General features: G+C 32.7%; 19 protein-coding genes and 3 pseudogenes. 15 read left to right on the forward strand and 7 right to left on the reverse strand.

What is annotated here, in order from left to right; all coding sequences use genetic code 11:
* Positions 1 to 66 precede the first annotated feature (66 nt).
* Complete coding sequence (locus CLMAG_RS20075) at positions 67 to 948, reverse strand: LysR family transcriptional regulator (RefSeq protein WP_066626685.1); 882 nt, start codon at positions 946 to 948, stop codon at positions 67 to 69.
* A gap of 117 nt (positions 949 to 1065) precedes the next feature.
* Here CLMAG_RS20075 and CLMAG_RS20080 point away from each other — a divergent pair, with 117 nt between their 5' ends.
* From CLMAG_RS20080 to CLMAG_RS20095, 4 genes are read left to right on the forward strand one after another with little or no spacing between them, the layout of a single operon-like run.
* Entirely contained in the window at positions 1066 to 2190 is a 1125-nt protein-coding gene (locus tag CLMAG_RS20080; protein WP_066626686.1) for a 2-methylaconitate cis-trans isomerase PrpF family protein, read from the forward strand.
* Positions 2191 to 2208: 18 nt separating this feature from the next.
* Positions 2209 to 4473 carry a hydratase gene (locus CLMAG_RS20085; protein ID WP_066626687.1) on the forward strand — a complete coding sequence of 755 codons (2265 nt, stop codon included), beginning with the start codon at positions 2209 to 2211 and terminating at the stop codon, positions 4471 to 4473.
* A gap of 19 nt (positions 4474 to 4492) precedes the next feature.
* A complete protein-coding gene (locus CLMAG_RS20090; RefSeq protein WP_066626688.1) occupies positions 4493 to 5845 on the forward strand; it encodes an MmgE/PrpD family protein in 1353 nt (450 codons plus the stop codon).
* Positions 5846 to 5876: 31 nt separating this feature from the next.
* Positions 5877 to 7034: an isocitrate/isopropylmalate family dehydrogenase gene (locus tag CLMAG_RS20095; RefSeq protein WP_066626689.1), complete on the forward strand. Its 1158-nt coding sequence runs from the start codon at positions 5877 to 5879 to the stop codon at positions 7032 to 7034.
* A gap of 128 nt (positions 7035 to 7162) precedes the next feature.
* On the opposite strand, the pseudogene CLMAG_RS20100 reads toward CLMAG_RS20095, so the two are convergent.
* Together CLMAG_RS20100 and CLMAG_RS20105 are read right to left on the reverse strand one after the other, a co-directional pair.
* Positions 7163 to 9915, reverse strand: a pseudogene (locus CLMAG_RS20100) (efflux RND transporter permease subunit).
* Positions 9916 to 9928: 13 nt separating this feature from the next.
* Entirely contained in the window at positions 9929 to 11143 is a 1215-nt protein-coding gene (locus CLMAG_RS20105) for an efflux RND transporter periplasmic adaptor subunit (RefSeq protein WP_066626690.1), read from the reverse strand.
* Between the two features lie 159 nt (positions 11144 to 11302).
* Here CLMAG_RS20105 and CLMAG_RS20110 point away from each other — a divergent pair, with 159 nt between their 5' ends.
* A complete protein-coding gene (locus CLMAG_RS20110; RefSeq protein WP_242873100.1) occupies positions 11303 to 11950 on the forward strand; it encodes a TetR/AcrR family transcriptional regulator in 648 nt (215 codons plus the stop codon).
* Positions 11951 to 12121: 171 nt separating this feature from the next.
* Here CLMAG_RS20110 and CLMAG_RS35090 read toward each other — a convergent pair whose 3' ends face one another.
* On the reverse strand, positions 12122 to 12352 hold the full coding sequence (locus CLMAG_RS35090) for a LysR family transcriptional regulator substrate-binding protein (protein ID WP_423231090.1): 231 nt from the start codon (positions 12350 to 12352) through the stop codon (positions 12122 to 12124).
* A gap of 253 nt (positions 12353 to 12605) precedes the next feature.
* Between CLMAG_RS35090 and CLMAG_RS20115 the strand changes: the two genes are divergently transcribed.
* The 8 genes and pseudogenes from CLMAG_RS20115 to CLMAG_RS20145 all read left to right on the forward strand — a co-directional run.
* Positions 12606 to 14018 carry an MFS transporter gene (locus CLMAG_RS20115; protein WP_066626692.1) on the forward strand — a complete coding sequence of 471 codons (1413 nt, stop codon included), beginning with the start codon at positions 12606 to 12608 and terminating at the stop codon, positions 14016 to 14018.
* 76 nt (positions 14019 to 14094) lie between these two features.
* Positions 14095 to 17094 (forward strand): helicase C-terminal domain-containing protein, encoded by a 3000-nt coding sequence (locus CLMAG_RS20120; protein WP_066626694.1) that lies wholly within the window; start codon positions 14095 to 14097, stop codon positions 17092 to 17094.
* A 339-nt stretch (positions 17095 to 17433) separates the two neighbouring features.
* Positions 17434 to 18267 (forward strand): FRG domain-containing protein, encoded by an 834-nt coding sequence (locus CLMAG_RS20125; protein ID WP_161487003.1) that lies wholly within the window; start codon positions 17434 to 17436, stop codon positions 18265 to 18267.
* A 241-nt stretch (positions 18268 to 18508) separates the two neighbouring features.
* On the forward strand, positions 18509 to 18721 hold the full coding sequence (locus CLMAG_RS20130) for a hypothetical protein (RefSeq protein ID WP_066626695.1): 213 nt from the start codon (positions 18509 to 18511) through the stop codon (positions 18719 to 18721).
* A gap of 119 nt (positions 18722 to 18840) precedes the next feature.
* On the forward strand, positions 18841 to 19329 hold the full coding sequence (locus tag CLMAG_RS20135; protein WP_066626696.1) for a cell wall-binding repeat-containing protein: 489 nt from the start codon (positions 18841 to 18843) through the stop codon (positions 19327 to 19329).
* Positions 19330 to 19384: 55 nt separating this feature from the next.
* Positions 19385 to 19585 (forward strand): annotated as a pseudogene (locus CLMAG_RS35100) (C39 family peptidase); the annotation flags it as partial.
* Between the two features lie 341 nt (positions 19586 to 19926).
* Positions 19927 to 20574, forward strand: coding sequence for a 3-oxoacyl-[acyl-carrier-protein] synthase III C-terminal domain-containing protein (locus tag CLMAG_RS20140; protein ID WP_278331260.1), 648 nt, complete (start codon positions 19927 to 19929; stop codon positions 20572 to 20574).
* A gap of 363 nt (positions 20575 to 20937) precedes the next feature.
* Positions 20938 to 21840 (forward strand): annotated as a pseudogene (locus tag CLMAG_RS20145) (FtsZ/tubulin family protein); the annotation flags it as partial.
* A 157-nt stretch (positions 21841 to 21997) separates the two neighbouring features.
* Here CLMAG_RS20145 and CLMAG_RS20150 read toward each other — a convergent pair.
* Positions 21998 to 23020, reverse strand: coding sequence for a PLP-dependent cysteine synthase family protein (locus CLMAG_RS20150; RefSeq protein WP_066626698.1), 1023 nt, complete (start codon positions 23018 to 23020; stop codon positions 21998 to 22000).
* Positions 23021 to 23269: 249 nt separating this feature from the next.
* Here CLMAG_RS20150 and CLMAG_RS20155 point away from each other — a divergent pair, with 249 nt between their 5' ends.
* Entirely contained in the window at positions 23270 to 23530 is a 261-nt protein-coding gene (locus CLMAG_RS20155; protein WP_066626700.1) for a hypothetical protein, read from the forward strand.
* Between the two features lie 102 nt (positions 23531 to 23632).
* On the opposite strand, the gene CLMAG_RS20160 is transcribed toward CLMAG_RS20155, so the two are convergent.
* A complete protein-coding gene (locus tag CLMAG_RS20160) occupies positions 23633 to 24367 on the reverse strand; it encodes a TIGR03915 family putative DNA repair protein (protein ID WP_066626701.1) in 735 nt (244 codons plus the stop codon).
* A gap of 11 nt (positions 24368 to 24378) precedes the next feature.
* Positions 24379 to 25722 (reverse strand): putative DNA modification/repair radical SAM protein, encoded by a 1344-nt coding sequence (locus CLMAG_RS20165; protein WP_066626703.1) that lies wholly within the window; start codon positions 25720 to 25722, stop codon positions 24379 to 24381.
* A 261-nt stretch (positions 25723 to 25983) separates the two neighbouring features.
* Between CLMAG_RS20165 and CLMAG_RS20170 the strand changes: the two genes are divergently transcribed.
* Positions 25984 to 26448 carry a GreA/GreB family elongation factor gene (locus tag CLMAG_RS20170; protein WP_066626705.1) on the forward strand — a complete coding sequence of 155 codons (465 nt, stop codon included), beginning with the start codon at positions 25984 to 25986 and terminating at the stop codon, positions 26446 to 26448.
* Positions 26449 to 26502 lie beyond the last annotated feature (54 nt).

Below are 26502 nucleotides of genomic sequence, written 5' to 3' on the forward strand. Positions count from 1 at the left end.
TTCACTAGTTGATTTGTAATAAGAATTGAAATAAATAAGTGTAAATAAATTTGAATTTATCCAAATCTACCTACTCTTATTTTTGTTCCGAAACTTTTTACCATCTTTTAAATATTGTATAAACAATTTGACTTGAGGTAATGAATAATAGGAGCTCCTATACAAAATATAAGTACTGCGGGTAAAAGGCGTACCATCTGCAAAATATAGATCCTCCACATATCCGTCAAAGTCGTCTAAACAAACTTTTGGTAGAATAGCCCATCCTAATCCGTGCTTAGCCATTTCTAAACAAGTACCAATATTATCAATAGAAAGCTTAGTATTATCAGTGGATAGGCCATTTTCAGTAAGCCAAGTTTGAATTTTTCCTTGTAAAATACTGTCGCTACGTCTTCCTATATATGAATAGGAGTTAAGAGGGCGTCTGGCGTATTCATTACTGCATACCAAACACATTGGCTCTGTATCTAGTAGTATTGATTTATCATTCCAGTTAAATTCCCCACGTACAACAGCAATAGAGATTTCATCATTTTCAAGTCTGTGATATAAATTCCTACTTTGGTCAGTTATTATATTAACATCAACATTTGGAAATGCTTCTGTATAACTTTTTAAAACTTTAGGTAATTGATATTGTGAATAATTTAAGGAAATTCCAGCACTTAAAGTTCCTCCGATAAAATCATGATTAGAGTCTACTTGCTGGCGCATTTGCTTTAGTGTACTTGCTACATTTCTAATATAAGGTATGATACTTTCACCTAAGGGAGTGAATAAAACTCCTTTCTTAGAACGAAGAAGCAATTCAGTACCTAAGTCATGTTCTATTTTTTTAATTCTTTTTGTTAAGGCTGGTTGAGTGATAAATAGTTTCTCAGCAGTTTTCGTAATATTTTTTAACTGATATAGAGTTAGAATCAATTCGTAATCTTTCTCATCCATAGTTAGCATCCTCTATCCATTACTTTTAGTTATGATTATTGATGAAATTATAGCATTATACATTATGATATTCAAGATATATACTAAAAACATACAAATGATTAAGGAGGACATATTATGTATATGAAAAAATATCCATGCGTATATATGCGTGGCGGAACAAGCAAAGGAATTTTTTTTCATGAAAAGGATTTACCGGAGGATAAAACTTTATGGGATGAAATATTTTTAAAGGTAATGGGTACACCAGATGTAAAGCAAATTGATGGTATGGGAGGAACGGTATCATCAACTAGTAAAATTGCAGTAATATCTCCATCAAGTCGAGAAGATGCAGATGTTGATTATAACTTCTTCCAGGTGGATATTGTTATACCACGAGTAGATAATAGCTCAAACTGTGGCAACCTTTCTTCTGCAGTAGGACCTTTTGCAATTGATGAAGGATTGGTACAAGCCGTAGAGCCAATTACTGTAGTAAGGGTGTTAAATACTAATACAAATAAAATTATTGAAGAGCATGTTAGAGTAAAAGATGGAAGAGCAATGGTTCATGGGGATGAAGAGATAAAGGGTGTTCCAGGAACTGGGTCCAGAATTGATATGTATTTTGAGAAACCAGCTGGATCAAAAACAGGAAAGCTATTCCCAACAGGCAATAAAAAGGATATTTTTGATGTTCCAAATTATGGCTCTATTGAAGTAACCTTTATAGATTGTGCAAATCCAGTTGTATGTTTTAGGGCAGAGGATATAGGAATCCAAGGTACAGAGCTTGTTGAACTAAATAATAATAAAGATGTTATGGAACATATTGAGCGCATCAGGGGTATGGCAGCTGAAAGAGCTGGCTTTGTAGAGAATTGGGAAGATGCAAGAAAAACCTCTACATCCATTCCGAAGGTAGCTATTATATCAAAACCACAGGATTATGTTGATATGGATGGAAATGAAGTAAAAGCTGAGGATATGGATATGTGCGTAAGGGCAATTTCAGTTGGAAAATTGCACAAGGCTTGCCCAATGACGGTTGCTGTTGCTATAGGTTCAGCATCTAAAATAGAAGGAACTATTATAAATGATATAGTTAAGCCTGATAAAGACCAAGATATTATTGCGTTTGGTCACGCAAGTGGTGTTACTAAAGTAGATGTGAAATTAGATGGAGAAGAAGTAATAAAGGGAGGCGTAACCAGAACCGCTAGAAGAATTATGGATGGTTATGTATACGTAAGAGACTAATGAAAAGGGGGATGAATTATGATTAAACTACATGAAGGAAGAACATATGTTATTAATAACGAAAAAATTGCAAAGCTTGACGAACAAGTACGTATAACTCCAGATGAAGCAGTAAAAAATACTATGACTTATGCCATTTTGGAAAAGCATAATACTTCAGGAAATATGAAAAACTTACAGTTAAAATTCGATTCAATGGGGGTGTATGATAACACATATGTAGGTATATTACAAACAGCTAGAGCAAGTGGATTAAAGGAGTTTGATATACCCTGCGTATTCACTAACTGTCATAACTGTTTATGTGCTGTTGGAGGTACTATTAATGCGGATGTGCATAAGTATGCTTTATCAGCATGTCAAAAGTACGGTGGTATTTATGTTCCACCACACCAAGCCGTTATTCATCAATATATGAGAGAAATGATAGTTAAATCAGGAGATATGTCAATTGTTTCTGATTCTCATACAAGATACGGAACACAAGGTTCATTGTCAATTGGCGAAGGTGGCCCTGAATTAGTAAAGCAAATGATTGGTAAAGGATATGCTCTAGATTATCCAAAAGTAATTGCTGTATTTTTTAAGGGACAACCTAAGTCTTATGTAGGTCCAATGGATGTTGCTCTAAATATAATTAAAGCAGTATTTAAAAATGGATTTGTTAAAAACAAAGTATTAGAATTTGTTGGACCTGGTGTAGAAGGTCTATCTATGGACTTTAGAAATGGTATTGATACTATGACTACAGAAAGCACATGTCTATCTTCCATCTGGACAACAGATGAGAAAGTAGCAGAATACTTCACTATTCATGGCAGACCCGATGCATATAAGAAAATGAAACCTGGGAGTGTTGCTCTGTATGATGGAGTTATAGAAGTAGATTTAGATAAAGTTGTTCCATCAATTGCATTACCATTCCACCCAAGTAATGTTTATGCTATAGATGATGTAATTGCAAATCCTAAAGACATATTTGCAGAAGTCGAGAAGGAAGCAAGAAGAGTATTTGAAAATAACAACATTGAACTAAATCTAATGGACAAAATCAGTAAAGATGGAATTAAAGTTGATCAGGGTGTTGTTGCAGGATGTTGTGCTGGATCATTTGAAAATATCTATCTAATGAATAAAATTGCAGAAAAATCACAAAAGAGATTAGGTGATTTTGGACTTAATGTTTACCCTGCTAGTCAGCCAATTATGTATGAATTAAATAAAGTAGGTGCTTTGAATAGCTTAATTGAAAAAGGAACTAGAATAAAAACTGCTTTCTGTGGTCCATGCTTTGGTGCTGGAGATACTCCAGGTAATAATGACTTCAGTATTAGACATACTACAAGAAATTTCCCTAATAGAGAAGGATCAAATCCAGCTACAGGTCAAATTGCATCAGTTGCGCTTATGGACGCACGTTCTATTGCAGCAACAGCATTTAACGGCGGTATTTTAACATCAGCAAAAGATTATTCCTTTGATGTAGAAGTCCCAAAATATGAGTTTAATGATAAAGTGTATAAAAATGTTGTATATAATGGATTTGGAAATCCAAAACCAGAGGTTGAAATGGTTTATGGTCCTGATATCAAGGATTGGCCAGAAATGGAAGCATTAACAGATAACTTATTGCTTAAGGTTGCCAGTGTAATTAGAGATGAAGTAACAACAACAGATGAACTAATTCCATCAGGTGAAACTGCTTCTTATAGATCAAACCCATATAAGATTTCAGAATTTACATTAATCAGAAAAGATCCAAATTATGTTGGAAAGGCAAAAGCTACTCAAGTTTATGAAAAAGCAAGAATTGCAAATGATGTAGAAAAGGCTGCAGAGTATTATGAAGTATTAAAGACGCTTGGAAATGAAACTCCTGTAGAACAATTAATGAAAACAACAGGTATCGGTTCAATTCTTTATGCAAAACGTCCAGGGGATGGTTCTGCCCGTGAATATGCTGCAAGCTGCCAAAAGGTATTAGGAGGACTCGCTAATATATGCATTGAATATGCTACAAAACGTTACAGAAGCAACTGCATTAACTGGGGTATGTTACCATTTACTTATGATGATGATAATATTGATTTAATGGTAGATGATTATCTTTATTTGCCAAATATCAGAAGCTTAGTAGCTGAGGGTGCTACTGAAGTAGAAGGCATCATTATAAGAAATGGTGAAACAAGAAACATTGTTCTTAAATTAGAAAATGTATCAGAAGCAGAAAGAGAAGTTTTACTTGCTGGAAGCTTAATTAATTTCTATAAGGATGAATTCTAATTAAAAAGGAAGTGAAACTATGAGTGATTTGCGTAAATTAGCTAGATTTTTAAGCAATTTACAGTGGAAGGACCTCCCAGAAAGAGTTGTGGAGACAGCTAAGCTTTGCGTATTAGATTTAATAGGAGTGTCTATTGGTGCAAGGAAAGATGAACTAGTAAAAAATGTTGCTTCTTCTTATAAAAGCAGGACAAAAGCTGAAGATTGCAGTGTATGGGGAATGGGAGAGAAATTCCCCCTCTCTACAGCTGTCATGCTAAATGCTATGCTGGCACATACCTTAGAGTTAGATGACGTCCATACTGAATCAAAATGTCATATTGGGGCTAGCGTAATTCCTGCCGCCTGGTCTACTGCAGAATACTTAGGAAGAACAGGAAAAGAGTTTTTATTAGCAGTAGTTTGTGGTTATGAGACTGCAGCCAGGATAGGAATGGCATTAGATGCATCCAGTCACAGGAACAAAGGCTGGCATGCAACAGCTACCTGTGGCGTCTTTGGCGCTGCTGCAGCCTGTGCTAAATTGCTTAAACTAGATGAAGAGCAGACAATATCTGCTCTAGGAATGGCAGGAACTCAGGCAAGTGGGCTGTGGGCTTTTCTTGGAGATGGAGCAAATTGCAAGGTTCTGCACGTTGGTAGAGCTGCTTCAAATGGTTTAGAATCTGCATTTCTAGCAAAGGCAGGCATGACAGGTCCAGAGCATATTTTAGATGCGAAGGATGGAGGACTGCTTGCAGCTATGTCTGATGAATATGATGTGTCAAAGGTTTCACAAGGATTAGGTGAAAAATACAAGATTCTATCATTAGATAATAAACCATATCCCTGTTGCAGAAGCTCACATTGTGCCATTGATAGTGCTCTGAATATACTAAATAAGGATAATATTAGATATGAGGAAATTGAAAGAATAGAAATAGGGACATATCTTGTGGGCTATAAACAATGTGCTGTTAGTGAAGGTTGTTTAAATCCGAAAATACCATTAGATGCTAAGTTCTCAACTCCTTATGCAGTAGCTGTTGCATTTTTATATGGAAAAGTTACTATGAAGGAATTTGAACAGGCTATAATTAATGACTCTAAGGTTCAAGACTTACTTCATAGAGTGGAGGTTAAGGAGGATGAAAGATTTACTAAAGTCTATCCTAAACACTGGGGTTGTGAAATGACTGTTTATTGTAAAGATGGGAAGGTTGTAAAAGCTACTACTAAAGATCCTTCAGGAAGTGTTCATAATCCATTAACTACTGATAAGGTTAAGGAGAAAGCAAGTTCTATTATAGAAGAGCATTACCCGGAGGAGAAGGAAAAAATACTTGAAAGTATTTTACAATTGGAAAGAGCCAATGAAATGCCAAAGTTTTAGAAGTAAATATAAAAAATAAGGAGTGGCATGAATGAAAGATATATCATCTACTTTAAAGAATTTTTCAGAACTTATTGAAAGTGAGGTTAAACGTATTGAAAGAATGAAAGAAGCAGAGGAGTTCACAAATTTCAAGGAATTAGAGAAAATCATAATTGGAATTGCACCTGGGGATGGTATTGGTCCAATTATTATAGAGCAGGCAAGACGAGTATTAAATCTACTTTTAGAAGAAGAAATAAAAGCAGGTAAAGTTGAGTTAAGAGAAATCGAAGGACTTACTATCGAAAATAGAGCTGCAAAGCTGCAGTCTGTTCCAGAAGAGGTGCTTGCTGAAATAAAGAAGTGTCATGTCCTATTAAAAGGACCAACTACAACTCCAAGAGCTACAGACCCATGGCCAAATCTTCCAAGTGCAAATGCAACCTTAAGAAGAGAGTTAGATTTATTTGCTAATGTAAGACCAATGAGTATGCCAGAGAAAGGAATCGATTGGACTTTCTACAGAGAGAATATCGAGGGAGCATATATCTGGGGAAGTAAGGGGATTCAAGTTGACGAAAATCTTGCTATAGATTTTGTTGTTGAAACAGCCATCGGCTCAGAGAGAATTGCAAGAGCTGCCTTCGAGTTTGCAAAGAACAATGGAAAGACTAATGTTACCGTTGTAACTAAAGCTAATATTGTAAAACTTACAGACGGTAATCTTATTAAGGCCTGCAAAAAGGTAGCTGAAGAGTATCCAGAAATAACTCTAGAAGAGAGATTTGTAGATGTAACAGCAGCAAAGCTTTCAGACATGGAATTTAGTAAGGATCTTCAAGTATTTGTATTACCTAATCTTTATGGAGATATTATTACAGATATTGCAGCAGAGCTTCAAGGGGGGCTTGGAACTGCTGGAGCAGCTAATATCGGAGCTAAATACGCTATATTCGAAGCTATACATGGTTCAGCACCTTTCCTTATAAATAATAATAGAGGAGAGTATGCTGATCCAAGCAGTGTTCTTAGAGGAACTGCAATGCTTTTATCTCATATTGGATATCAAGCACAGTCTGAAAAACTCACAAGAACTCTAGATATTTGCGGAATAGAAGAAAGAAAAATTGTCATCACAAGTCAAAGAGAAAATGCATCAACTGCAGAGTATGGTGACTATGTTATTGAAACAATAAAGAAATTATAAATAAAGCAACAGGAAAGCTAAGTGGAGGGCTAAGAGTGCTTAGTTTCCTGTTACTTTTATATTATTTTAGGGTTTAAGGGCTTATTAATATGAGATCGACATACTTAGCATCTTTATTATAATAAAACTTAAATATTCACAGTATTCTTTTTTACAAATTTCTGCTCTAACTTAGTATTTATTAAAGAATATATTACTGGAACAACAATAAAAGTAAGGAAGGTAGCAGTCAAAAGTCCAAACATTATGGTTACAGACATAGGACCAAACAATGCACTCTTAGAAAATGCAAGAGGTATAAGTCCTGTAATAGTTGCTGTTGAACTTAGTATTATTGGTCTAAATCTTTGACTCACAGCATGTAAGCAAGCTTCATCAATAGAAAGACCTTCTTTTCTACCATCAATTATATACTCTATAAGCAAGATAGCATTTCTAATAACTACTCCAATCAAACTTATTATACCCATTACTGCAGTTAAGGATAAAGGCATTCTAAATATTAGAAGTCCCATAGCTACACCCATTAGGGATAGGGGGAGGGAGCACATTATTATAAGTGGCTGAATAAAGGAGTTAAATTGAACAAATAAAAGTAGATAAATTATTATTATAGTAAAGGCTCCGGCTACCGCAAGGCTAGTAAAGTTCTTTTGTATCTGATGTCTTTCTCCATCATAAAGAACATTTACGCCATTTAAGTCCATTTTACTTATCTTTTCACTTAGTACATTTTCTATCTCTACTGAGTTGAATCCTGTTTTTATATCACTATATACTGTTACAGTCTTATCTTTCTTGTAGTGTTTAATTTGATCCAATTCAGAAACAAGACTAATAGATGCTACCTGTGACAGTAGTACCTTATTATTAGTAACACTTGATTTGATTTGCAGGTTCTGAAGATCTTTTACAGAGGCAATATTAGTTTTTACCAATATGTCATACTCACTTCCATTTTTTCTGTATACGGAGCTAGTATAGCCTTTTAATGCAATATTTATCTGTTTTAAAATATCAGATTTTAACAAACCAAGCTGTGATGCCTTTGAATCATCTATATTTACTTCGTATTCATAGGTTTTTTTTGCTGCATCATCTCTTACATTCAGAGTTCCAGGTATAGTTTTTAGCTGTTGTTGTATTTTTTTTTAATATATTTTCTACTTGCTTTACCAAGCTAGATGTATTATTTATATCCTCAACTTTTTCATTAGAGATATCAATATAGATCAAATCCTTATCAGCATGTGGAAAGAACTGCATACCTAAGGTTTTTATTAATCCCATAGATATTACAAAAACTCCTATGGCTGACATTATGATAGTTTTTTTGTTCTTAAGACCATAAGTCAAAAGCCTGTGGAACATTTTACGAACTTTACTTTCCTTATTAGTATTTTTACTTTTTCTAAAAGCTAAAGAGGACATAGCTGGTGTTACAAATAGTGCTGATAAATAGGAGCAGGTTACACAGATCATTACTACCTGTGGCAAGGTTCTTAAGAATTCTCCAACTGCTCCTGGTATTGTTAGCAGTGGTGAAAAAGCACATACAATAATTAATGTAGAGGTAAATACAGGTACAAACAATTTTTTTATACCCTTAAAGGCAGATTCGTCTCCACTCATACCATTATCGATACCTACCTGTATAACATCTCCAATTACAATAGCGTCATCCACCAGTATTCCAAGTGCTATAATAAGTGCTGTTGTAGACGTCTGCTGCACCTTGATTCCAAGCACATACATAACTAGAAAGGACATAGCTATAGAAATTGGAATAACTGGCCGATACTACCATAGAGTTTCTAAGTCCCATTCCTAAAAGCACCGTTATAACTACCAGAATTACACCTTCCCTCAGGTTTTTCATAAAGAAGGAAACTGAATTACTTACTTCTTTAGGTTGAAAGGTAACTTCATCTATAGTTAAATCGCTAGGCAATTGCTTTTTTAAGGTGTCTAATTTTTTTCTTACATCATCACCAATTAAAACTATATTTTTGTTGTCCTGAAAATAACCTGCTAGCAATACTGTACTAGTTCCATCATTAGTGAATTTGTAATTGGTATCATCGTCATAGTCCATGTACACCTTTGCTATATCTTTAATTCTCACAGTTTCTCCAGTGGTTGTAGAAACTCCAATGATAGTGTTTTCTATGTCCGGCAGCGAAGTAAAGGTACCTGGTGTTGTTACTTTTATTTTTCCAGTACCCAAATTCAAGGAACCAGAAGGAATATCTATATTTTGAGCCTTAAGTACGCTGCATACATCTTCTATAGAGATGGTGTACTTATTTATCTTATTCCACTGAACTTCTACTTTTACTTGCTTATCCTGCTTTCCGTTTATATCAAATCTAGAAATACCATCAACGGTGCCTAACTCTTTTTTTATATCCTCTGCATAGGTTCCTAGCTGCTCATTGGAGTAGTTTTTGCCAGATATACTTATGAGCATACCAGCTGTTTCTGCAAGCTTGGTATCTATCTCACTATCCTGACAGCCCTCTTGAAGCTCGGATTTTAAATCTCTTACTTTATCCCTTAAATCCCTCCAAGCTTTATCGTTGTTGGCATCATTATTTAGGTAAAGAATAACTATTGAAGCACTATTTTTAGAGAAAGATTCAACATAATCATAGCCGTCTATCTCTTCTACTTTATCTTCAATTTTTTTAGTAACCAATTCTTCTATATCGCTGGAAGAAGCTCCAGGGTAAATGGTAGTTATCATGGCTACAGGAGGTGATAAGTCTGGGCTTTCTTGTTTAGGAATAATATGATAACAATAGAACCCACCAATAATAGCTATGACTACTAAGAACAATGTTATTTTCTTATTTTCTATGGCTGCTTTAATTAATCCCATAATAAGTTCTCCTTTACTTATTAATAACCTGATAGCCAGCTTTTATATTTTTCATGCCTTCGATAACAATTTTATCTCCAGACTTTAAACCTTCTACAGCAACCTTATCTTCATAAGCTTCTCCTAAGGTTATGTTCTTTCTAACAGCATGTCTATTTTCTGATACATAAACATAATCCTCACCGTCATTTAAGATACAGCTAATAGGAATCCAGATGCTGTTCTTTTCGCCAACATTAATATAAACCTTTGCTGTTTGGCCTATAAGAAATTTACTATCATCTATAGTTTTAGAAAGTTGAATTTCTGCTCTATAAGTTCCCGCCTGCTTATCCGCCATCTGAACTATATTTTTTATTTCTCCTTCTCCCTGAAAATCATCAATTTTAACCTGAGCATTTGTTCCTAGCTGCACTTTTTTCACATCCTCTTCTGATAAACCTACTGTAATAACTTGATTTTCACTTCTAAATAAAATCACAGGGTTACCAGCTGCCTGCATTTCACCTTCTCTGCAAAGCACATCTACTACATAACCCTCACTATCTGCAACCATTGAGGAATCCTGAAGTAGATTCATTTTTGAATCATAATTTGCTTTAGCTGTATTTAGTTGAGCTAAAAGGACCTGTTTATCTTCTTCTCTAGATCCATTTTGCAGCTGTTGTAGGGTTTGTTTTGCGTTGTTTAATGCATTTTCACTGCTATCTGTCTGTAATTTTAAACTATCAAGTTGCTGCTTTGAAATTGCATCGGTCTCATATAGTTTAAGGTTTTTTTCATATAAATCTTTGTTGTAGTTATAGTTATCTTCTGCATTCTTTACTGCTATCTCAGCTTTGTTAATATCCTCCTGCTGAGCACCATTTACTGCTTTATTATATTGAGCAGAGGCAGCATCCATTTGTGACTTAGAAGCCTCCATTGCAAAATTCAAGTCACTTTTATCAAGATCTACTAGAGAATCTCCCTTCTTTACATGCTGACCTTTAGAAACATATATATTTGAAACTTTGGCAGAGCTCTTGAAAGAAAGCTTTTTTACCTCACTACCGCCAGTTATCCCCTGATATTCTAAAGAGATAGGATAGTTTTCATTTTTAGCCTCTAGGGTTTTCACCGGATAACTTTTAACATCAGATTTTTGGGAAGCAGATTTTCCACCGCATCCACCTGGCATAAGTGCACTTATAAATATAGAACAAATAGATAGAAATTTTTTCTCCATATTAAACCACCTAGTAGCGAATGAATTGTCGCGACCAACTAGTCGCTTATAAATAATAAATTACCATTTTTAATACTCACTGTCAATAGACAAATAATTTACTTGATTAATCCTTAAGTTTATAGTTATAATTCATATGTAAAACTTCACTAAATGGAGGTGTTATGGTTGCCTAATAAAACTTTTTTAAATTTATCTAAAGAAAGACAGGAAGAGATTATAGAAATATGTGTTGAGGAGTTTTCTACTCACGACTATGATTCAGCTTCTTTAAATAGAATTATAGAGAAACTAGGGATTGCAAAAGGAAGTTTTTATAGATATTTTGATAACAAAACAGATTTATATGAGTTTCTTGTTGATTATGTCTTGGATAAGAAAATAAATTACATAAAGGATTTTTATGAATATGATAGTGGTAAATGCGATATGGATATTCCAAGAAAGATTGTATATCGTTTGATTGAGTTTGATTTTATATATTTCAATTACAGCAGTTTTATTCTTTCCTTTATGAATAACAAAAATTTAAATGAATGTGAAATTAGAAAAGGAAAACCTGCCCATTGTATTATTGTTGATCTTCAGAATAAAGGATTAATTAGAAAGGACATTGATATTGATCTTATCGAATTTAGACTATTTAGGAATCTAGTTCTTTTGAGAGATTTTATCATTAGAAAATTGAATATGTCAACTGAAGAGTTATCTCAAGGGGAGACTACCTATAGAAAATATGAAAAGCCTATAAGCGTTATTGTTGAACAATACTGCGATATGCTAGCAAATGGATTAAAAACAAAATAGCACTTTTATGTAAAAATATCATCTAATACAACTTCTAGATTTAAGGTTTAAATTATAAATATCAGCTAACAAAAGTGTAAATAGATTTGTATAAATTCAAATCTATTTACACTTATTTTTGTATATAACTCTGTAGCCTGAATAAAAAATTATTATTGGGATACTAAAACTCTATCGAGAAGCTAATTTGGCACAACTTAAAAAATGTTTTGCTGAAACTGACAATTCAACATTATTCCTATAGCAAAGGCTTATCTCACTAGAAATAGTGGGAGAGATGTCTACAATTGAAATATTAGGATTAGATAAATAAGCTGCCAGTTTTTTCATAAGCAGAGAAATACCCATCCCTTTGGCAACTAGATCAATAATATTTTCTAATTCATCTGAACCAGCTTGAATTACATTTAGAGTTAAGCTAGGATTGTTTTTTTAAAATCTTGCTAAAATATCAGTTATATTATATGGTGCCAAGGCCGGTTTGGAATAAATTATACCTAAATTTCAATTGTTTGTAAATAATTAACGAGTTATAATTTAATTATTCCGTTAGAAAGAATAAGAAAGGATCGTAAAAATTGTATATATTTTATGGGACAGAAATAGATTTATAGAAAGTGATTCTTTAAAAGAAAATTAACAAAGAGGTGACTTTATGGAGAATGATATAAATAAAAAAGTGGTAATGATAACTATAATGCTTGGGAGTTTTTTAACACCCTTTATGGGTTCTTCAGTGGTTGTAGCGCTTCCTTCAATAGGAAAAGAGTTTGCACTTAATGAAGGATTGATAAACTGGATAGCCACTTCCTTTATATTAACAACAGCTGTATTTGTTGTACCCTGCGGTAAATTTGCAGATATATATGGAAGAAAGAAGATTCTTTTTTATGGTCTTTTTATTTTTACATTATCTTCAGTTTTGTGTGGTTTATCTATTAATGCATTTATGCTGATTTCCTTCAGAGCGCTTCAGGGTGTAGGGGGAGCAATGATAAGTGCTACAGTTATTGCTATAATTACTTCTGTATACTCGTCTGGGGAAAGGGGAAAGGCTATTGGTATAAACGTTGCAGCAATCTACACTGGTTTATCTATAGGCCCTGTAGTTGGCGGCATTGTAACACAACATTTTGGATGGAGAATATTATTTTTTATGATGATTCCACTAGGGTTAATAGTAATCATTCTTCTTTCTAGACTGAAACAGGAATGGTCAGAAGCTAAAGGAGAAAGGATGGACTATAAAGGTTCATTAATATATGGAGTAGGTCTTTTATGTCTTATGTGCGGACTTTCTTTTATACGAAACAACTGGTATGGTATAGGTTTAATAATAGTTGGCTGTGTAATCTTAATTATTTTTGGCATTTATGAAACTAAAATTATCAATCCAATTCTTGATATATCACTATTTAAAAAAAGCAGAATATTAATGTTTTCCTCTATAGCAGCTCTGATAAATTACAGTGCAACCTATGCAGTAAGTTTTCTTTTAAGTTTATACCTTCAATATGTAAAAGGCTTTAATCCTGAGCATGCAGGTCTGATACTTGTTGTTCAACCAGTTATTCAAGCACTTTTTTCTCCTCTTTCAGGAAAGCTTTCAGATAGAGTAGAAGCTCAAAAGGTTGCATCTTTTGGAATGGGATTATCTACAGTGGGATTACTTGTTTTATGCTTTCTAAAAGTTGGTACAAACATTTCTATAGTCCTTATTACTTTAGTGGTATTGGGCTTTGGCTTTGCACTATTTTCATCTCCAAATACAAATGCAGTGATGAACTCCGTTGAAAAAAGATATTATGGTGTAGCCTCAGGCATACTAGGTGCAGCGCGAACTATTGGTCAAACTGTTAGCATGGGAATTACATCACTTATTTTGACACTCTTTTTGGGAAATACAGCAATCAGTAGTTCAAATAATCCAAGGTTTATTCACGGGTTTACAGTGTCATTTGTTGTTTTTACAATAATGTGTTTTTTAGGCATATTTGCTTCCCTTGCAAGAGGTAAGGTTGAAGGTAAAGTGAAACTTGAATCAGATAGGGGTTCAACGCCAAGTTAGACAGGTTAAATTGCAGAATTATATATGTTATAATACCTTTAGAATTTATACTAATGTTAAATTACAAGGAGAATATATGAAACCCTACAGTATACTAAATAACGTAGTTTTTTTAGATATAGAGACCAATAGTATTGATAATAAAAGCGACAATATTATAAAGATCTGTGCTGTTAAAATAAAAGATAATGTTATTACAAAATTCAGCACCTTAGTTAATCCAAACAGATTGGTAGCACTAAGTATTTCTGAGCTTTTCAGAGGAATTACTCAAAAGGAACTAGACAGAGCACCACAGTTAAAAGATGTTGTGAAAAAACTATTATTTTTTACTGAAGATTTCCCACTAGTCTACCATGATGAGGCCTTTTTAGAGGGTTTTCTTAAGGTAGATAATGAATTTTTAGACTTAATAGAATTTTTTGCTATACTTTTTCCCGATCTTAGGTCGTTTAATCTTGAATATTTGCTAAAGAAGTTTCTGCTTAATTACAAGGAAGAAAATAGCAAAGTGCTTAGTTATGCAGAAGATATAATAGAGATGGTTAATTATGCAATCAGCAGATTTTATTATGAAAATGGGTATTCGCTGCCTATGAGCATTACAGAACTGGAAGCTTGGAGCTGGTATAAGCATCTTACAAAGGTAAATATGGATTATGTAAAATGCTTCATAGAAGATAAGTCTATTGAACCTGAAAAGAAAATTGTTGAACCATATCCTGTTTTTGCACTTAAGGATTATGAAAAACTTTTTGATCAGAAAGAAATTTGGAGAAGAAACGGAAGGAGCTATAGCTTAAGGCCACAGCAGAGAGATGCATCAAAATTTATACGAGAGGGACTAGAAAAAGGAAAAATTACAATAATGGAGGCACCAACAGGACTAGGAAAAAGCATGGCTTATTTGCTTCCTGCTTCTATATATACATATATTAATGAAGAAAAAATTATTATATCTACTAACACAAAAGGATTGCAAAATCAGCTGGTAGAGAAGGATATCCCTAATCTTTTGGAAGCATTAAATCTAAAAAGAGATGCAAGCTATACCTTGATAAAAGGGAAAAGTAATTATCTATGTTTCGATAGGTTTAGAGATATAGAATATCCCGAAAACATGAAAACTCTTATGGGATATGTCTATTTAAAAAGACTGATAACGGAAAAGGGAATTGGGGACGTAGAAGAAATAAATCCAATCTTGATAGAAAAATTCAACTTAAACTCCTTAATAAATCAGTGTAATTGCGATTCAGAACTTTGCGACTTGGGAGTTTGTAAGTATAAAGATCAGTGCTATTATGCATCAAAGGTTGAGGCATTAAAGGAATCCCAACTTATTGTTGTAAATCATTCCTTATTATTAAAGTGGCCCTATAAAAGTATTGCTCCTCTTGAAAATATCGTGGTGGACGAAGCCCATAACCTCACTCGGGAAGCCTATGATGCTTTTGAAAGTACTCTGATTTCTCATGAGTTTGAAAGGCATCTAAAAGAGATATATAATAGCGCAGAAAAAAGTGGATATCTATATTATTTGTCAAGAAGGACTAAAAAGGATACTTTGCCCTTAAGTGAAGTAGAATCATGGATAGAGCAGAGCATTAATCAAACTGCAAATATTAAAGCTGCCTTTGAAAGCTATGTTTCTACAAGTGGCATAAGCAAAGATTACAATATCAAGGAGCACTTAAATAAAAATAACCCTAAGATGGCAAGCATAATAAAATATTTAGAGTACCTTAAAGAGAATTTAGGCAGCTTAAACATAGATTTAGAGAAGGCTATCTCGGTTTTAAAGGATATATCTACTCTTGAAAAAGACAAACGGCTTAAAATATTGATAGAAAAAGTGGAAGCTATAAATAGCTATAGTAGACTATTAGAGGATGTAATAATTCAAAGCGAGGAAGGTTATTGCTATTACTTTGAAGTAGATAAATTCTTTAAGTGGTGGAAGATATCCAGTATCCCTTTAGATGTATCAGGTGCTTTTTATGAAAAAGTTCTAAGTGGTGCTAAGAGTTGTCTTTTTATATCAGCAACTTTAAGTGCGGATAAGGGATACAATAGTTTAAAAAACACCTTGGGAATAAATATTGCAAAGTCACAAAATAAAGAAATAGTAGAGATTCCTCCTATAAAACCTGTCTTTGACTACAAAGGTAAAAGTGCAATCTATGCTATAGAGAATATTGATCCTAATAATACAGATACTTTTTCAGAAGAAATGAAAAAGTTTGTTATAGAGCTTTTAGCTAATGTTGATGGTAATATTATTATTCTTTTTACCAGTAGAAAAAGGCTTCAAACCTTTAAAGAAGAGGCCTTAGAAGATTTAAAAACTTTAGGCGTAAGAGTTGTGGACGGGAAGAAGGATATAGAAAAATTAAGATCTAGGGAGGAAAGATACATTCTGCTAGGGTCAAAGGGATATTTTGAAGGAATAGATATTCCAGGGGACACCATGACTACAGTGATTTTAGATAAGGTACCTAATATCAATAGTAAGGAGCCCTTTTATAAGTCTTTAATAGAAAATCAAGTTGAAAGTGGGAAAAACTATTGGCAGGCCTATGCTAATGTTAACTTCCCAATAGTATCCATAGATTTAAAGCAGATTTACGGAAGAATTATAAGAACTAAATATGACTATGGTTCTCTATTTATAATGAGTAAATTTGATGGTAATAATTCCACAGTAAAAAAGCTTGAAAATCAGCTTCATGGAGTTCCTGTTATAAGAAAAGATGGATATGAAATGTTTAGAGATTTAAAGATGAGGGTAACAAGGTGGAAACAGATAAACCTTTATAAGATAATGAAGGAAGTTAAGGATTCTCTAAAGAAAGCTATCTCAGAAAAAAAGAGACTTCAGAACCCAATGACATTTAAGGAAATTGAGGAATTTATAAATGAATTTATGTCTATAGAGTATAGTAAAAGAAATTTGAAGTATGATGCAAATATTTATTTGACTAGTGGAGTAAATATTTATATTAATGGTGAAATATTAAAATTAGAAGGAGCGAATAGGATCAAAATAACTCAGTACTTTAAAGATATTATTTAGATTAGGGGTTAAATCGGCATTCATGCTTAATAAATAGACAGTTGGACTTAAGAAACATATAGTGGTCAACTGTCTATATTTGTCTTGTAAGTGTTATTGACAACAAAATATAAAATTTGTAATTCCTTCATAATTATGAAATTTAAACATAATAGAGAAGCTATACTATGTAGAAGCATAAGTAAAAGTGTGGTAAAATATTACTTGTAATAAATGGCTATAAAATAATGTTTACTTAATTTATATAGAGAGTGATACATATAAATGATAATTTATTTTTGAGCTGAAATTACAATATCAATAAGGATTATTAATAAGAAAAATCAAGGAGGCGTAAAATTGAGTATAAAAGAACATAGAATTGAAAGCTTTTCTGATTATCTAGAATTTTGTTTTGCATCATCATTGCAAACTGAAATAAATAGACATCGGTCAAATTATATTTTTAGAGGTGTTGTTGATTCGACATTTGATTTAGTACCAGGTCTTTTTAGAAATTGTAAAGACAGGCCTTGTTTAGAAACAGGGTTATTAAGAAATTTTCAGAAATATATGGAGTTACCTCAAGAATCAAGAAACTTTGATATATGGGATACTATGGTCATAGGTCAGCATCATGGGCTTCCAACTCGTCTTTTGGATTGGACATATTCACCTTTAGTTGCATTACATTTTGCCACTGATGATATAAGTAAAATGGATTGCGATGGAGCAGTATTCTTAGTAAATGTTGTAGAGGCAAATAAGAAAACTCCATCATCATTCACTAAAATATTAGAAAAAGAGCAAAAATGTCTTTTTACTATAGATGATATAAAAAAAATAACTGAAAGTGAGTCAAGTTATGAAAAAAAATTAAAAAAATTTGATGAGCTTTTAAGCAAAAACATACTCTTCTTTCAACCACCATCTGTAGATAGTAGAATTGTAAATCAATATGCATTTTTTTCGATTGCACCATTGGAGATAAATGATATTGGAGTTGTTTTAAAAAATAGTGAATTAGAATGCTATAAAGTTATTATTCCCCAAAAACTCAAATGGGAATTTAGAGATAAACTTGATCAAATGAATATTACTGAACGAGTGGTTTATCCAGGATTAGATGGGCTAGCTAAGTGGCTGGCGAGATTTTACAATACAAGTAATTTACCTAAAGAAAATAGATGTTAAATCTAAAATTGAGATTATAAAATTCATTTGGTGACATAGACCTTAAGCTTGAATGCCTTCTCCTATTGTTATAAAAATTTATGAATTCGTTTACTTATTCAGGACTTAACTCACTGCTTACAGGTGGCTTAAATATTGTAGATGCAGTAAGTATCGGAGATATATTTTTAAAAATAAGTTATAAAATAATAAAATTTGTCGAATCATAATTTTATAAATAAAATAGAAAGGAGGTAGCTGCATGGAAGAATACCTAATAAAGCCTGAGGAATTAGTAGATGTCCTTGAAGAAGATGGTGAAATAAGTATCTATAATGGAGAAAAAGAATTTTTTATTCAAACTGTGGATGACAAAGAGGGTTATTCCTATGTAAGCAGTACAAACCAGGAGTTTGGCAGTAGCAGAGAAGCTGCGGAATGGGCAATTAGCGAGCTTCATAAAAGTAATATGTAGAACTTAATCAAAGAGTAAGATTCAACAGCCTAACAGGGCTGTTTTTTTATGAATAGTTAGTCAATATTCACATATTGCAACAAATATAAAAGTTATAGTGAGCTATAGGGAGGACAAAAATGAAAATTAAATTATTAATGATAACCTGTGTTTTAGGGACTAGTTTATTGGTTCCAAGGAGTATATCTGCAAAAAGCAACATTATTATTAATAGGTTGGCAGGACAAGATAGATATGAGACTTCTGTTAATGTAGCAAAGGAATTAGGCACTTCTAAAGGGATCTTTGTTGTAAATGGAGAGCATTATAAAGACGCACTTTCATCAGCTTCGATTGCAGTATTAAGTGATAACGTTGTTAATGTTATTACAGGAAATACTAGTGCATCAGATAATACAGTTCCTTCTAATGCTGAAACAAATGTTATTGCAGGAAATCTTTTTATCCACTCAACCTCAAGTGATTTTATTACTAATGCTGCTGGATTGGATGGTGTTGAAATTTCTAACAACATAGGTGATGGAGCGGTAGTACTTAAATCAGATACAGTAAAGGGTGTTTATACATCTAATATAATTAATTTAAGAATCCTCTTGGGGTGTATATGATTATAAATATGATGGCTTTGGTAATTGGCCATTCAATACCGCTTATGCTTCAAGCTTTGGATATAGGGCCTATGTAGATTATTCAACCATAGAAGGCTTAAAGAGAGAAATTTATAATGGACATCCTGTTGCAGTTAGTGTTCAATATAAAAATAATGAAAATGTAAAGGCAAACTTACCTGTTATAGACTGTGCTCCAATCGAATCAACTTATGGTCATCTAATTGTCGTATGCGGCTTTACAAAGGAAAATTGAGATGAGTACATAATAATCAATGATCCAGCTGCGTCTAATAATGAGGGAGTTAGAGTAAAGTATAAACTGGATCAATTTAAAGAAGCCTGGGCAAAATCTGGCAACATAGCTTATATTATTCATGAAAAGGAGAATGGAACTAGCCATGGAGCTCCTGTTAAGCTTGAAGCTGAGCTCCAAACAACAATAGACAAATTTAATATTATGCTATAGTTTATTACAAAAAGATAGTTTAGATGTACTACATATGGTATTAAAATTAAGATTTTTGGGCAGGCATAAGTTAATAGTTATGTTAAGAAGTTAAAGAATTATGGAGGTAAAAATGGGTAATAGATTGGATTCAATCCGGTTGTGCAGGATTTATATATGCTTTAAGTGTAGCTGACTCTCTAATCACAGCTAGACATTGTAATAAAATCCTAGTTATATCATCAGAGGCAGTTTCTAAAATAATAGATTACTCAGATAGAAATACCTGTATACTCTTTGGTGACGCAGCAGTGGCTACACTTATTGAAAGAAGTAATAAAAAGGGTAGTTTCATGGCATCTTATTTTACTACTGATGGAAAACTGGCACATAATATTTCATGCAGCAACTTGTCACAAAGTATTAATGGTAGAGCACTTAGTAAGGAAAGGTTATTCCAACAGGAAGGCAGATTTTTATATGAATATGTTGTTAAAAATGTTCCTGATGGTGTATGTAGTCTATTAAAGAAAGCTGATTTAACTTTGGAGGACGTTGCTTGGTTTGTTCCTCACAGTGCTAATCTGCGTATGATAGAATCAATTTGTAAAAGACTTGACTATCCTATAGAGAAAACCCTAGTAAGTAATGAGTTTTATGGAAACACATCATCAGCAACAATTCCTCTTGCTATGTATATGGCTTTAGAAGAGTCGAAAATTAATCCTGGTGATAAAATGGTGTTATATGGATTTGGTAGCGGATTGACTCATGGTGGAGTTGTAATTGAGTGGTAAAAGTAAATAATTATTTAGATTCGTGCCTTCTCATTTTTCTTTTTTAAATAAACTAATTTAGATTAGTATATTAAGAAATTTGTTAGAGATAATATATTTATATTGTTTAAGAAGGGAGGCGATCTTTAGTGTCTAAGAAGGACAACGCAAAAAATCACACGAACCAAAAGAATCCAAATGCAGGTTCACATAAATCTCGTTCAGATAACGGGGGCAAGAAGAACAAATGAAGTGAAAACTTGAATCAGATGGAGTTTCAAACTCCACCTGATTATTAGTTGAACGAATCCAGGGACGTAGCCGCTCTTTACTTCCACTTTGAAGAAGATGGGAGTATTAGAGCGGGTAGTAATCGGATAAATAAACGTATATGTATATCCGGGAACAGATGGTTCAGGAAGAGATAGAAACAAATCTAAGGAAATGATAAAGGATAATGTCAATTCTATAGGAACGCTATTAAGCAAATATCCTTTAACGGAAGTAGTTGTAGTATTCACAACCATGGCTGGAGGAACAGGTTCTGGAGCAATAAAAACCTTTATACAAATAGTAAAAAAGGTACTACCAAATGCTAAAGTAAATGTAGTGGCTATTTTACCTAGCTTAAAGGAAGATGAGTTATCATTTAAAAATACTATAGAATGTTGGAATGATATAAATAGCATAATGGATTTAATAAATGACGTTAAATTTGTAGATAATAATAAGAGAAACACATACAAAGAAATTAATAATGAAGTGATTGAAAGTTTAGATTTAGCGTATAACATAATAGGTATCCATGCCGATGGTAGCATTGATAATAAAGATTCATTCAGGATAAATACAGCAGAAGGATCTGGGCTTATTTTAAAGCTATATGATGGCTTAAAAGATGGTAAAACTGCTATTGACTTAGCTATAAAAAATAGTGTTTTTGTTCAACCAGATGTATATGATTGTGATTATCTGGGGATCAATTTAAAAGTTGGCGGGTATGATCCGTATGAAGTGACTAAATTATTTGAAGTATATAAAAGTACATATATAACATATAATAACAAGAATAACATAGTAGTTCTTGGAGGATGTGAAACTCCAACACAATCAATAAGCTTAATAAAAATGGCTTTAGAGGATAAGAATAAAAGAAAATTATCAAGAAATAAAAAAAGAAGTGTTATTATTGATTTAAATACAGATAATAATGAAAAGGAAGATGAATTAGACATACTCAATAACAGTGAATTTAATGATTTATTTGAAGATAATTATAATCTTTAGGTTTATTATTGATTTTTAAAATGTGGAAATATAATAAAGATAACTTAGAAATAAAATTATTAATATTTCTATACTAAAATAAAAACCTATATTATCAGTGATTCTCTGTATCACTGATGATATAGGTTTTTAACTAGTAACTTTTGTTGCAAACAAGTTATTTGATAGCTTTAAATCCTATGAGCTCAACATCCTGCGCCATGTGATCAGGCTTTATAGGTTGCTCTTCCATTAGATCTGTAGATAAATATTTTTTATTGTCGTCAGCGAACACTGTAACAACAACTGCATCTTTGTTTTTCAGAATATCCTGGGTTTTTAGAGCACCTAGGAAATTTGCACCAGAGGAAATGCCAACCCCCATACCAAAAATTCTAGAGAGCTTTCTAGACATATTGATGGCGTCACTGTCGTCAACCATTATAATGTCGTCAAGCTGATCCAACTTAACAATTTCGGGAATAAACTCATCGCCGATTCCTGCAATTCTATGAGCACCAACTGTCTTTCCACCTGAAGCCATTGTTGGAGAATTTGCTGGATCAAGAGGGAATGCCTTGCAGTTCGGGTAGATTTCTTGAAGGGCTTTCCTGATACCCATAATGGTTCCACCGGTGCCCACACCGGCAACAATACCATCTGGTATCTTTATAAATTTAGCAATCTGATTTAAAATCTCTTGGCCAGTTGTTTGGTAGTGAGCATCCACATTTAGAGGATTGGAGAACTGGTGGGGAAGGAATGCGCCTTCTTCCAAGCCCATTTTATCTGCCAATGCAATAGAACCGGTGAAGCCTCCCTCTTCCTTAGAAACAGAGCGAATGGTTGCTCCAAGGCTCTGTAGCAGATTTACACGCTCCTTGCTCATCCAATCTGGCATAAAGATTGTGACAGGATTTTCAAGGTAGGCACCAATTGCAGCAAAAGCAATACCTGTATTGCCGCTGGTTGCCTCGGCAATGGGATCACCTTCTTTTATGATATCTGCTTCATATGCCTGTCTCATGATATGATAGGCAATTCTATCTTTGATACTTCCGGAGTAGTTGTAATATTCCGCTTTGGTGTAGATCTTTCTATTTTCACCCTTGTACTTAAGAGAGATTTCAAGCAGTGGTGTATTACCAATCATTGCGGCTAGTCCCTCAAATTTTTCCAGCATTTTTTTATTCATACCCATTGTTTATTACCTCCGGTTATTATTATATGCTAGAAGTTGTTAAAGTGAGTTTGTCCGATGACTACCCGCTCTAATACTCCCTCTTCTTCTCAAAGATGGAGTAAAGAGCGGCTACGCCTTGGATTCGTTCAACTAGGAATCAGGTGGGGTTGAAACCCCATCTGATTCAAGTTTCCACTTCATTGAATAAATATACTTGAAGTTACATAATATAAATGATAAAAAGCAAATTAAAGAGGTGGTATTAATATGATTAATTCAAAGCAAGAGATATTAAATAATATTCAACAGTATAAAGAGTTAATGGCAATGGATAAAGCAACAGAAGAAATTCTTGAAGAACTAGATACACAATGGAGTTATAATCCCTTTAATGGTTGCTATATTTTTAAGACATTAGAAGGATGTTTATGTATTCCTACTGAATTTGATAATGGTATAGGGGAGTATTTAGTATTAGATAAAGCGTACATAGAGAGAAACAAGGATATAGAACAGTCGTTATTTTAAAAATCGGAAGAAAATCTGCTTTCTTCCGAAAATATTTGTCAGTTAAAGAAGTTAAAACGTTACATCAGTAGAAATTATTATTAACTTTAGCTTCTTCTTTTGTTATCTGAGCTCTGTGAGATGAGCCCAATATCTCTTAGGCATAGAACGGTTACGCAACTTATGATTTTCTCGTTCTTTTATATTAACTGAATTATAAAAAGTTTTCCAAAGAGTTTCGAATTCACCATCAGATGAGGCAAAGACTTTGGAATCTTCTTTCTTTAAGTCAGTTATAATGGCTGATTCCTTGTTATATATAATTGCAATCTCCCTTTTTAGATCATGAATTATAAAGTTTTGGTCAGAAAATCTTTTCGTAAAATGATTAAGTATTAAAGGTAGAATGTTATGATCAGGTTCTATAGAGGCATAAAAGCTTAATGGGGCCACTTCTTTAAATCTTACAAATCCATTGAATCTATGAGCTTCTCCAAAAACCTTTCTAGTGTATGTATCAACTAAAATTATTATATCATTATTCTTAGCTAAATTAATATTTACACCATAATTATAGCAAAGCTTAAGGTATTTCAAAGCAAGAGAATCAGAGCCTGGAATATCACTAAGATATAAGTAATAAACATTTCTTAAAACTTCATTATTAAGTTTCTCCGCAATGCTTTTATAAACTCTATCAAATTTATCATATTCCGTTGAAATATCTGAAACCTCATTGAGAAATGATGGAACATAATCTTTCGATTTTGTTATTATACAATCTTCTTTGCAGCTATAAGAATAAAAAATAGCGGTAAGTAAGCCTTCAAAAGTATTATCATACAAATATTCTTTCAAAATAAAACCCCCTATAGTTCACCTGTAATTGAGGTGGATTTATCACTTAGTAAGAGCAATTTATTATTTAAAGGGCCTTTAGAAATAATTAAATTACTAATATTATTATCAAAAAAGCTTAATTGCTCTCCGTCTTCATCTATGGAATTTAGGTCAAATTTTGGGGTAAGAGCTTCTCTAATACGCTTATCATCAAAGGCTACAGTTCCGTAATATTTGCCTTTGCAAGTTATGAAATATTGAGCTCTTTTTATAACTATGCCAAGCTTTTTTAGATCAAAAAAGTCTAATGAATTAATTCTACGAGCACTTACTATTTTTTTAGCACCACGTATTCCTATACCTGGGATTCTTATAAGAGTGTTATAGGGAGCTTTATTTATTTCAATAGGAAATAGATGAATATTATTTAAAGCATAGGTTGTTTTTGGATCAAAATTAATATCAAAATTAGGATTCTTTTCATTTAGTAATTCATCTGCTTTGAACCCATAAATTCTTAGTAGCCAATCACCTTGATATAATCTATGTTCCCTGAGAGTAGGGGGAGTTTTAAGGTCAGGCAGATTCGTGCCGCTGTTAACAGGAATATATGCTGAATAGTAAACTCTTCTTAAATCAAATTTATTATATAAGTTTTCTGTTAGGTTTAGAATATTAAAATCACTTTCCTTTGTAGCTCCAACAATAAGCTGAGTACTTTGACCACCAGGCACAAATATAGGTGAATTTTTATATTTTTTACGTTCATACTTATTAGTAATAATATTATTTTTAATATTATTCATGGGCTTAAAAATATCTTCTTTACTTTTTTCAGGTGCTAATAGTTTAAGAGATTTGGATGAAGGAAGCTCTATATTTACACTCATTCTGTCTACAAGTGAACCAGCTTTTTTTATAAGGTCTTCATCTGCTCCGGGAATTGCTTTTAGATGAATATAACCTCTAAAGTTGTGTTCGTTTCTTAATTTGTGGACAACTGTTGTAAGGAGTTCCATGGTGAAATTGGTATTCTTAATAATAGAAGAACTTAAAAATAGTCCTTCTATATAATTCCTTCGATAAAAATTCATAGTTATATTCACAACTTCATCAGCAGTAAAAGAAGCTCTCTCAATATCATTAGATCTTCTATTAATACAGTAGGAACAATCATATATGCAATAATTTGTTAAAAGTATTTTAAGTAGGGATATACATCTTCCATCTGGAGTAAAGCTGTGACATATACCACTTGGAGCAACTGAACCAATATTCCCTTTCTTTGAACTCCTATTTGAACCAGAAGATGAACAAGATACATCATATTTAGCTGCACCAGCTAAAATTCGTAACTTTTCAGATATTTCCATATTTTATCACCAATCTTTGTATTTTCATCAGATGAGGTTGAAAACACATCTGATTTAAGTTTCACTTAATGAGTTAAGTATAACTCATTATTTGCTAAAGAACAAGTGTTCTGTAGAAAAAGTTAGATTATGAAACTAAATTAGTAAAAAACATGGGGATTTTAATCCATAAAAATAACAGGATTGAATAAAGTAATTTGTATTTTTTTTTTAATATTATATAATATTAACATAATATGTCTCGGGGAGGTTTAGCCTTGTATGAAGAATATACTAACAGAAGAAAATATCAATAAACTTAAAGAAGAATTAGAATATAGAATGACAGTAAAAAGAGCTGAAATAGCAAGAGAAAAATTAGTAGCAGCTGCACATGGCGATAGGTCAGAAAATGCAGAATATAAAGAAGCTTGTAGAAATTATAGAGAAAATGATAATAGAATTCAATACTTATTAAGTATGATTTCAACTGCAACTATAATAGATGATAAAAGTGTAGATAAATCAGTGATAGGAATTAACAGTAAGTTTAGAATTAAATTTGTAGAGGATGAAGATGAAGCGATTGTATCATTAGTAACTACTATGGATTCAGACCCGGAAAATATGCTTATAAGTGTAGAATCAAATTTAGGAAAAGCGTTACTAGATAAAAAAGCTGGAGATATAGTTGAAGTTAATGCCCCAAGTGAAAAATATACAGTTGAAATACTAGAAATATTATAAGAGTTTATAAGTTTTATTTTAAAAGCATAGATATATCTTTAAATGCTGTTTATT

This window comes from Clostridium magnum DSM 2767, from assembly GCF_001623875.1.
Classification (GTDB): Bacteria; Bacillota; Clostridia; order Clostridiales; family Clostridiaceae; genus Clostridium_AM; species Clostridium_AM magnum.

Excerpts from the sequence above, each read along its gene's own strand:
- CLMAG_RS20075 (WP_066626685.1), bottom strand. The coding sequence starts at position 948 with ATGGATGAGAAAGATTACGAATTGATTCTAACTCTATATCAGTTAAAA.
- CLMAG_RS20080 (WP_066626686.1), top strand. The coding sequence starts at position 1,066 with ATGTATATGAAAAAATATCCATGCGTATATATGCGTGGCGGAACAAGC.
- CLMAG_RS20085 (WP_066626687.1), top strand. The coding sequence starts at position 2,209 with ATGATTAAACTACATGAAGGAAGAACATATGTTATTAATAACGAAAAA.
- CLMAG_RS20090 (WP_066626688.1), top strand. The coding sequence starts at position 4,493 with ATGAGTGATTTGCGTAAATTAGCTAGATTTTTAAGCAATTTACAGTGG.
- CLMAG_RS20095 (WP_066626689.1), top strand. The coding sequence starts at position 5,877 with ATGAAAGATATATCATCTACTTTAAAGAATTTTTCAGAACTTATTGAA.
- CLMAG_RS20105 (WP_066626690.1), bottom strand. The coding sequence starts at position 11,143 with ATGGAGAAAAAATTTCTATCTATTTGTTCTATATTTATAAGTGCACTT.
- CLMAG_RS20115 (WP_066626692.1), top strand. The coding sequence starts at position 12,606 with ATGGAGAATGATATAAATAAAAAAGTGGTAATGATAACTATAATGCTT.
- CLMAG_RS20120 (WP_066626694.1), top strand. The coding sequence starts at position 14,095 with ATGAAACCCTACAGTATACTAAATAACGTAGTTTTTTTAGATATAGAG.
- CLMAG_RS20130 (WP_066626695.1), top strand. The coding sequence starts at position 18,509 with ATGGAAGAATACCTAATAAAGCCTGAGGAATTAGTAGATGTCCTTGAA.
- CLMAG_RS20135 (WP_066626696.1), top strand. The coding sequence starts at position 18,841 with ATGAAAATTAAATTATTAATGATAACCTGTGTTTTAGGGACTAGTTTA.
- CLMAG_RS20150 (WP_066626698.1), bottom strand. The coding sequence starts at position 23,020 with ATGGGTATGAATAAAAAAATGCTGGAAAAATTTGAGGGACTAGCCGCA.
- CLMAG_RS20155 (WP_066626700.1), top strand. The coding sequence starts at position 23,270 with ATGATTAATTCAAAGCAAGAGATATTAAATAATATTCAACAGTATAAA.
- CLMAG_RS20165 (WP_066626703.1), bottom strand. The coding sequence starts at position 25,722 with ATGGAAATATCTGAAAAGTTACGAATTTTAGCTGGTGCAGCTAAATAT.
- CLMAG_RS20170 (WP_066626705.1), top strand. The coding sequence starts at position 25,984 with ATGAAGAATATACTAACAGAAGAAAATATCAATAAACTTAAAGAAGAA.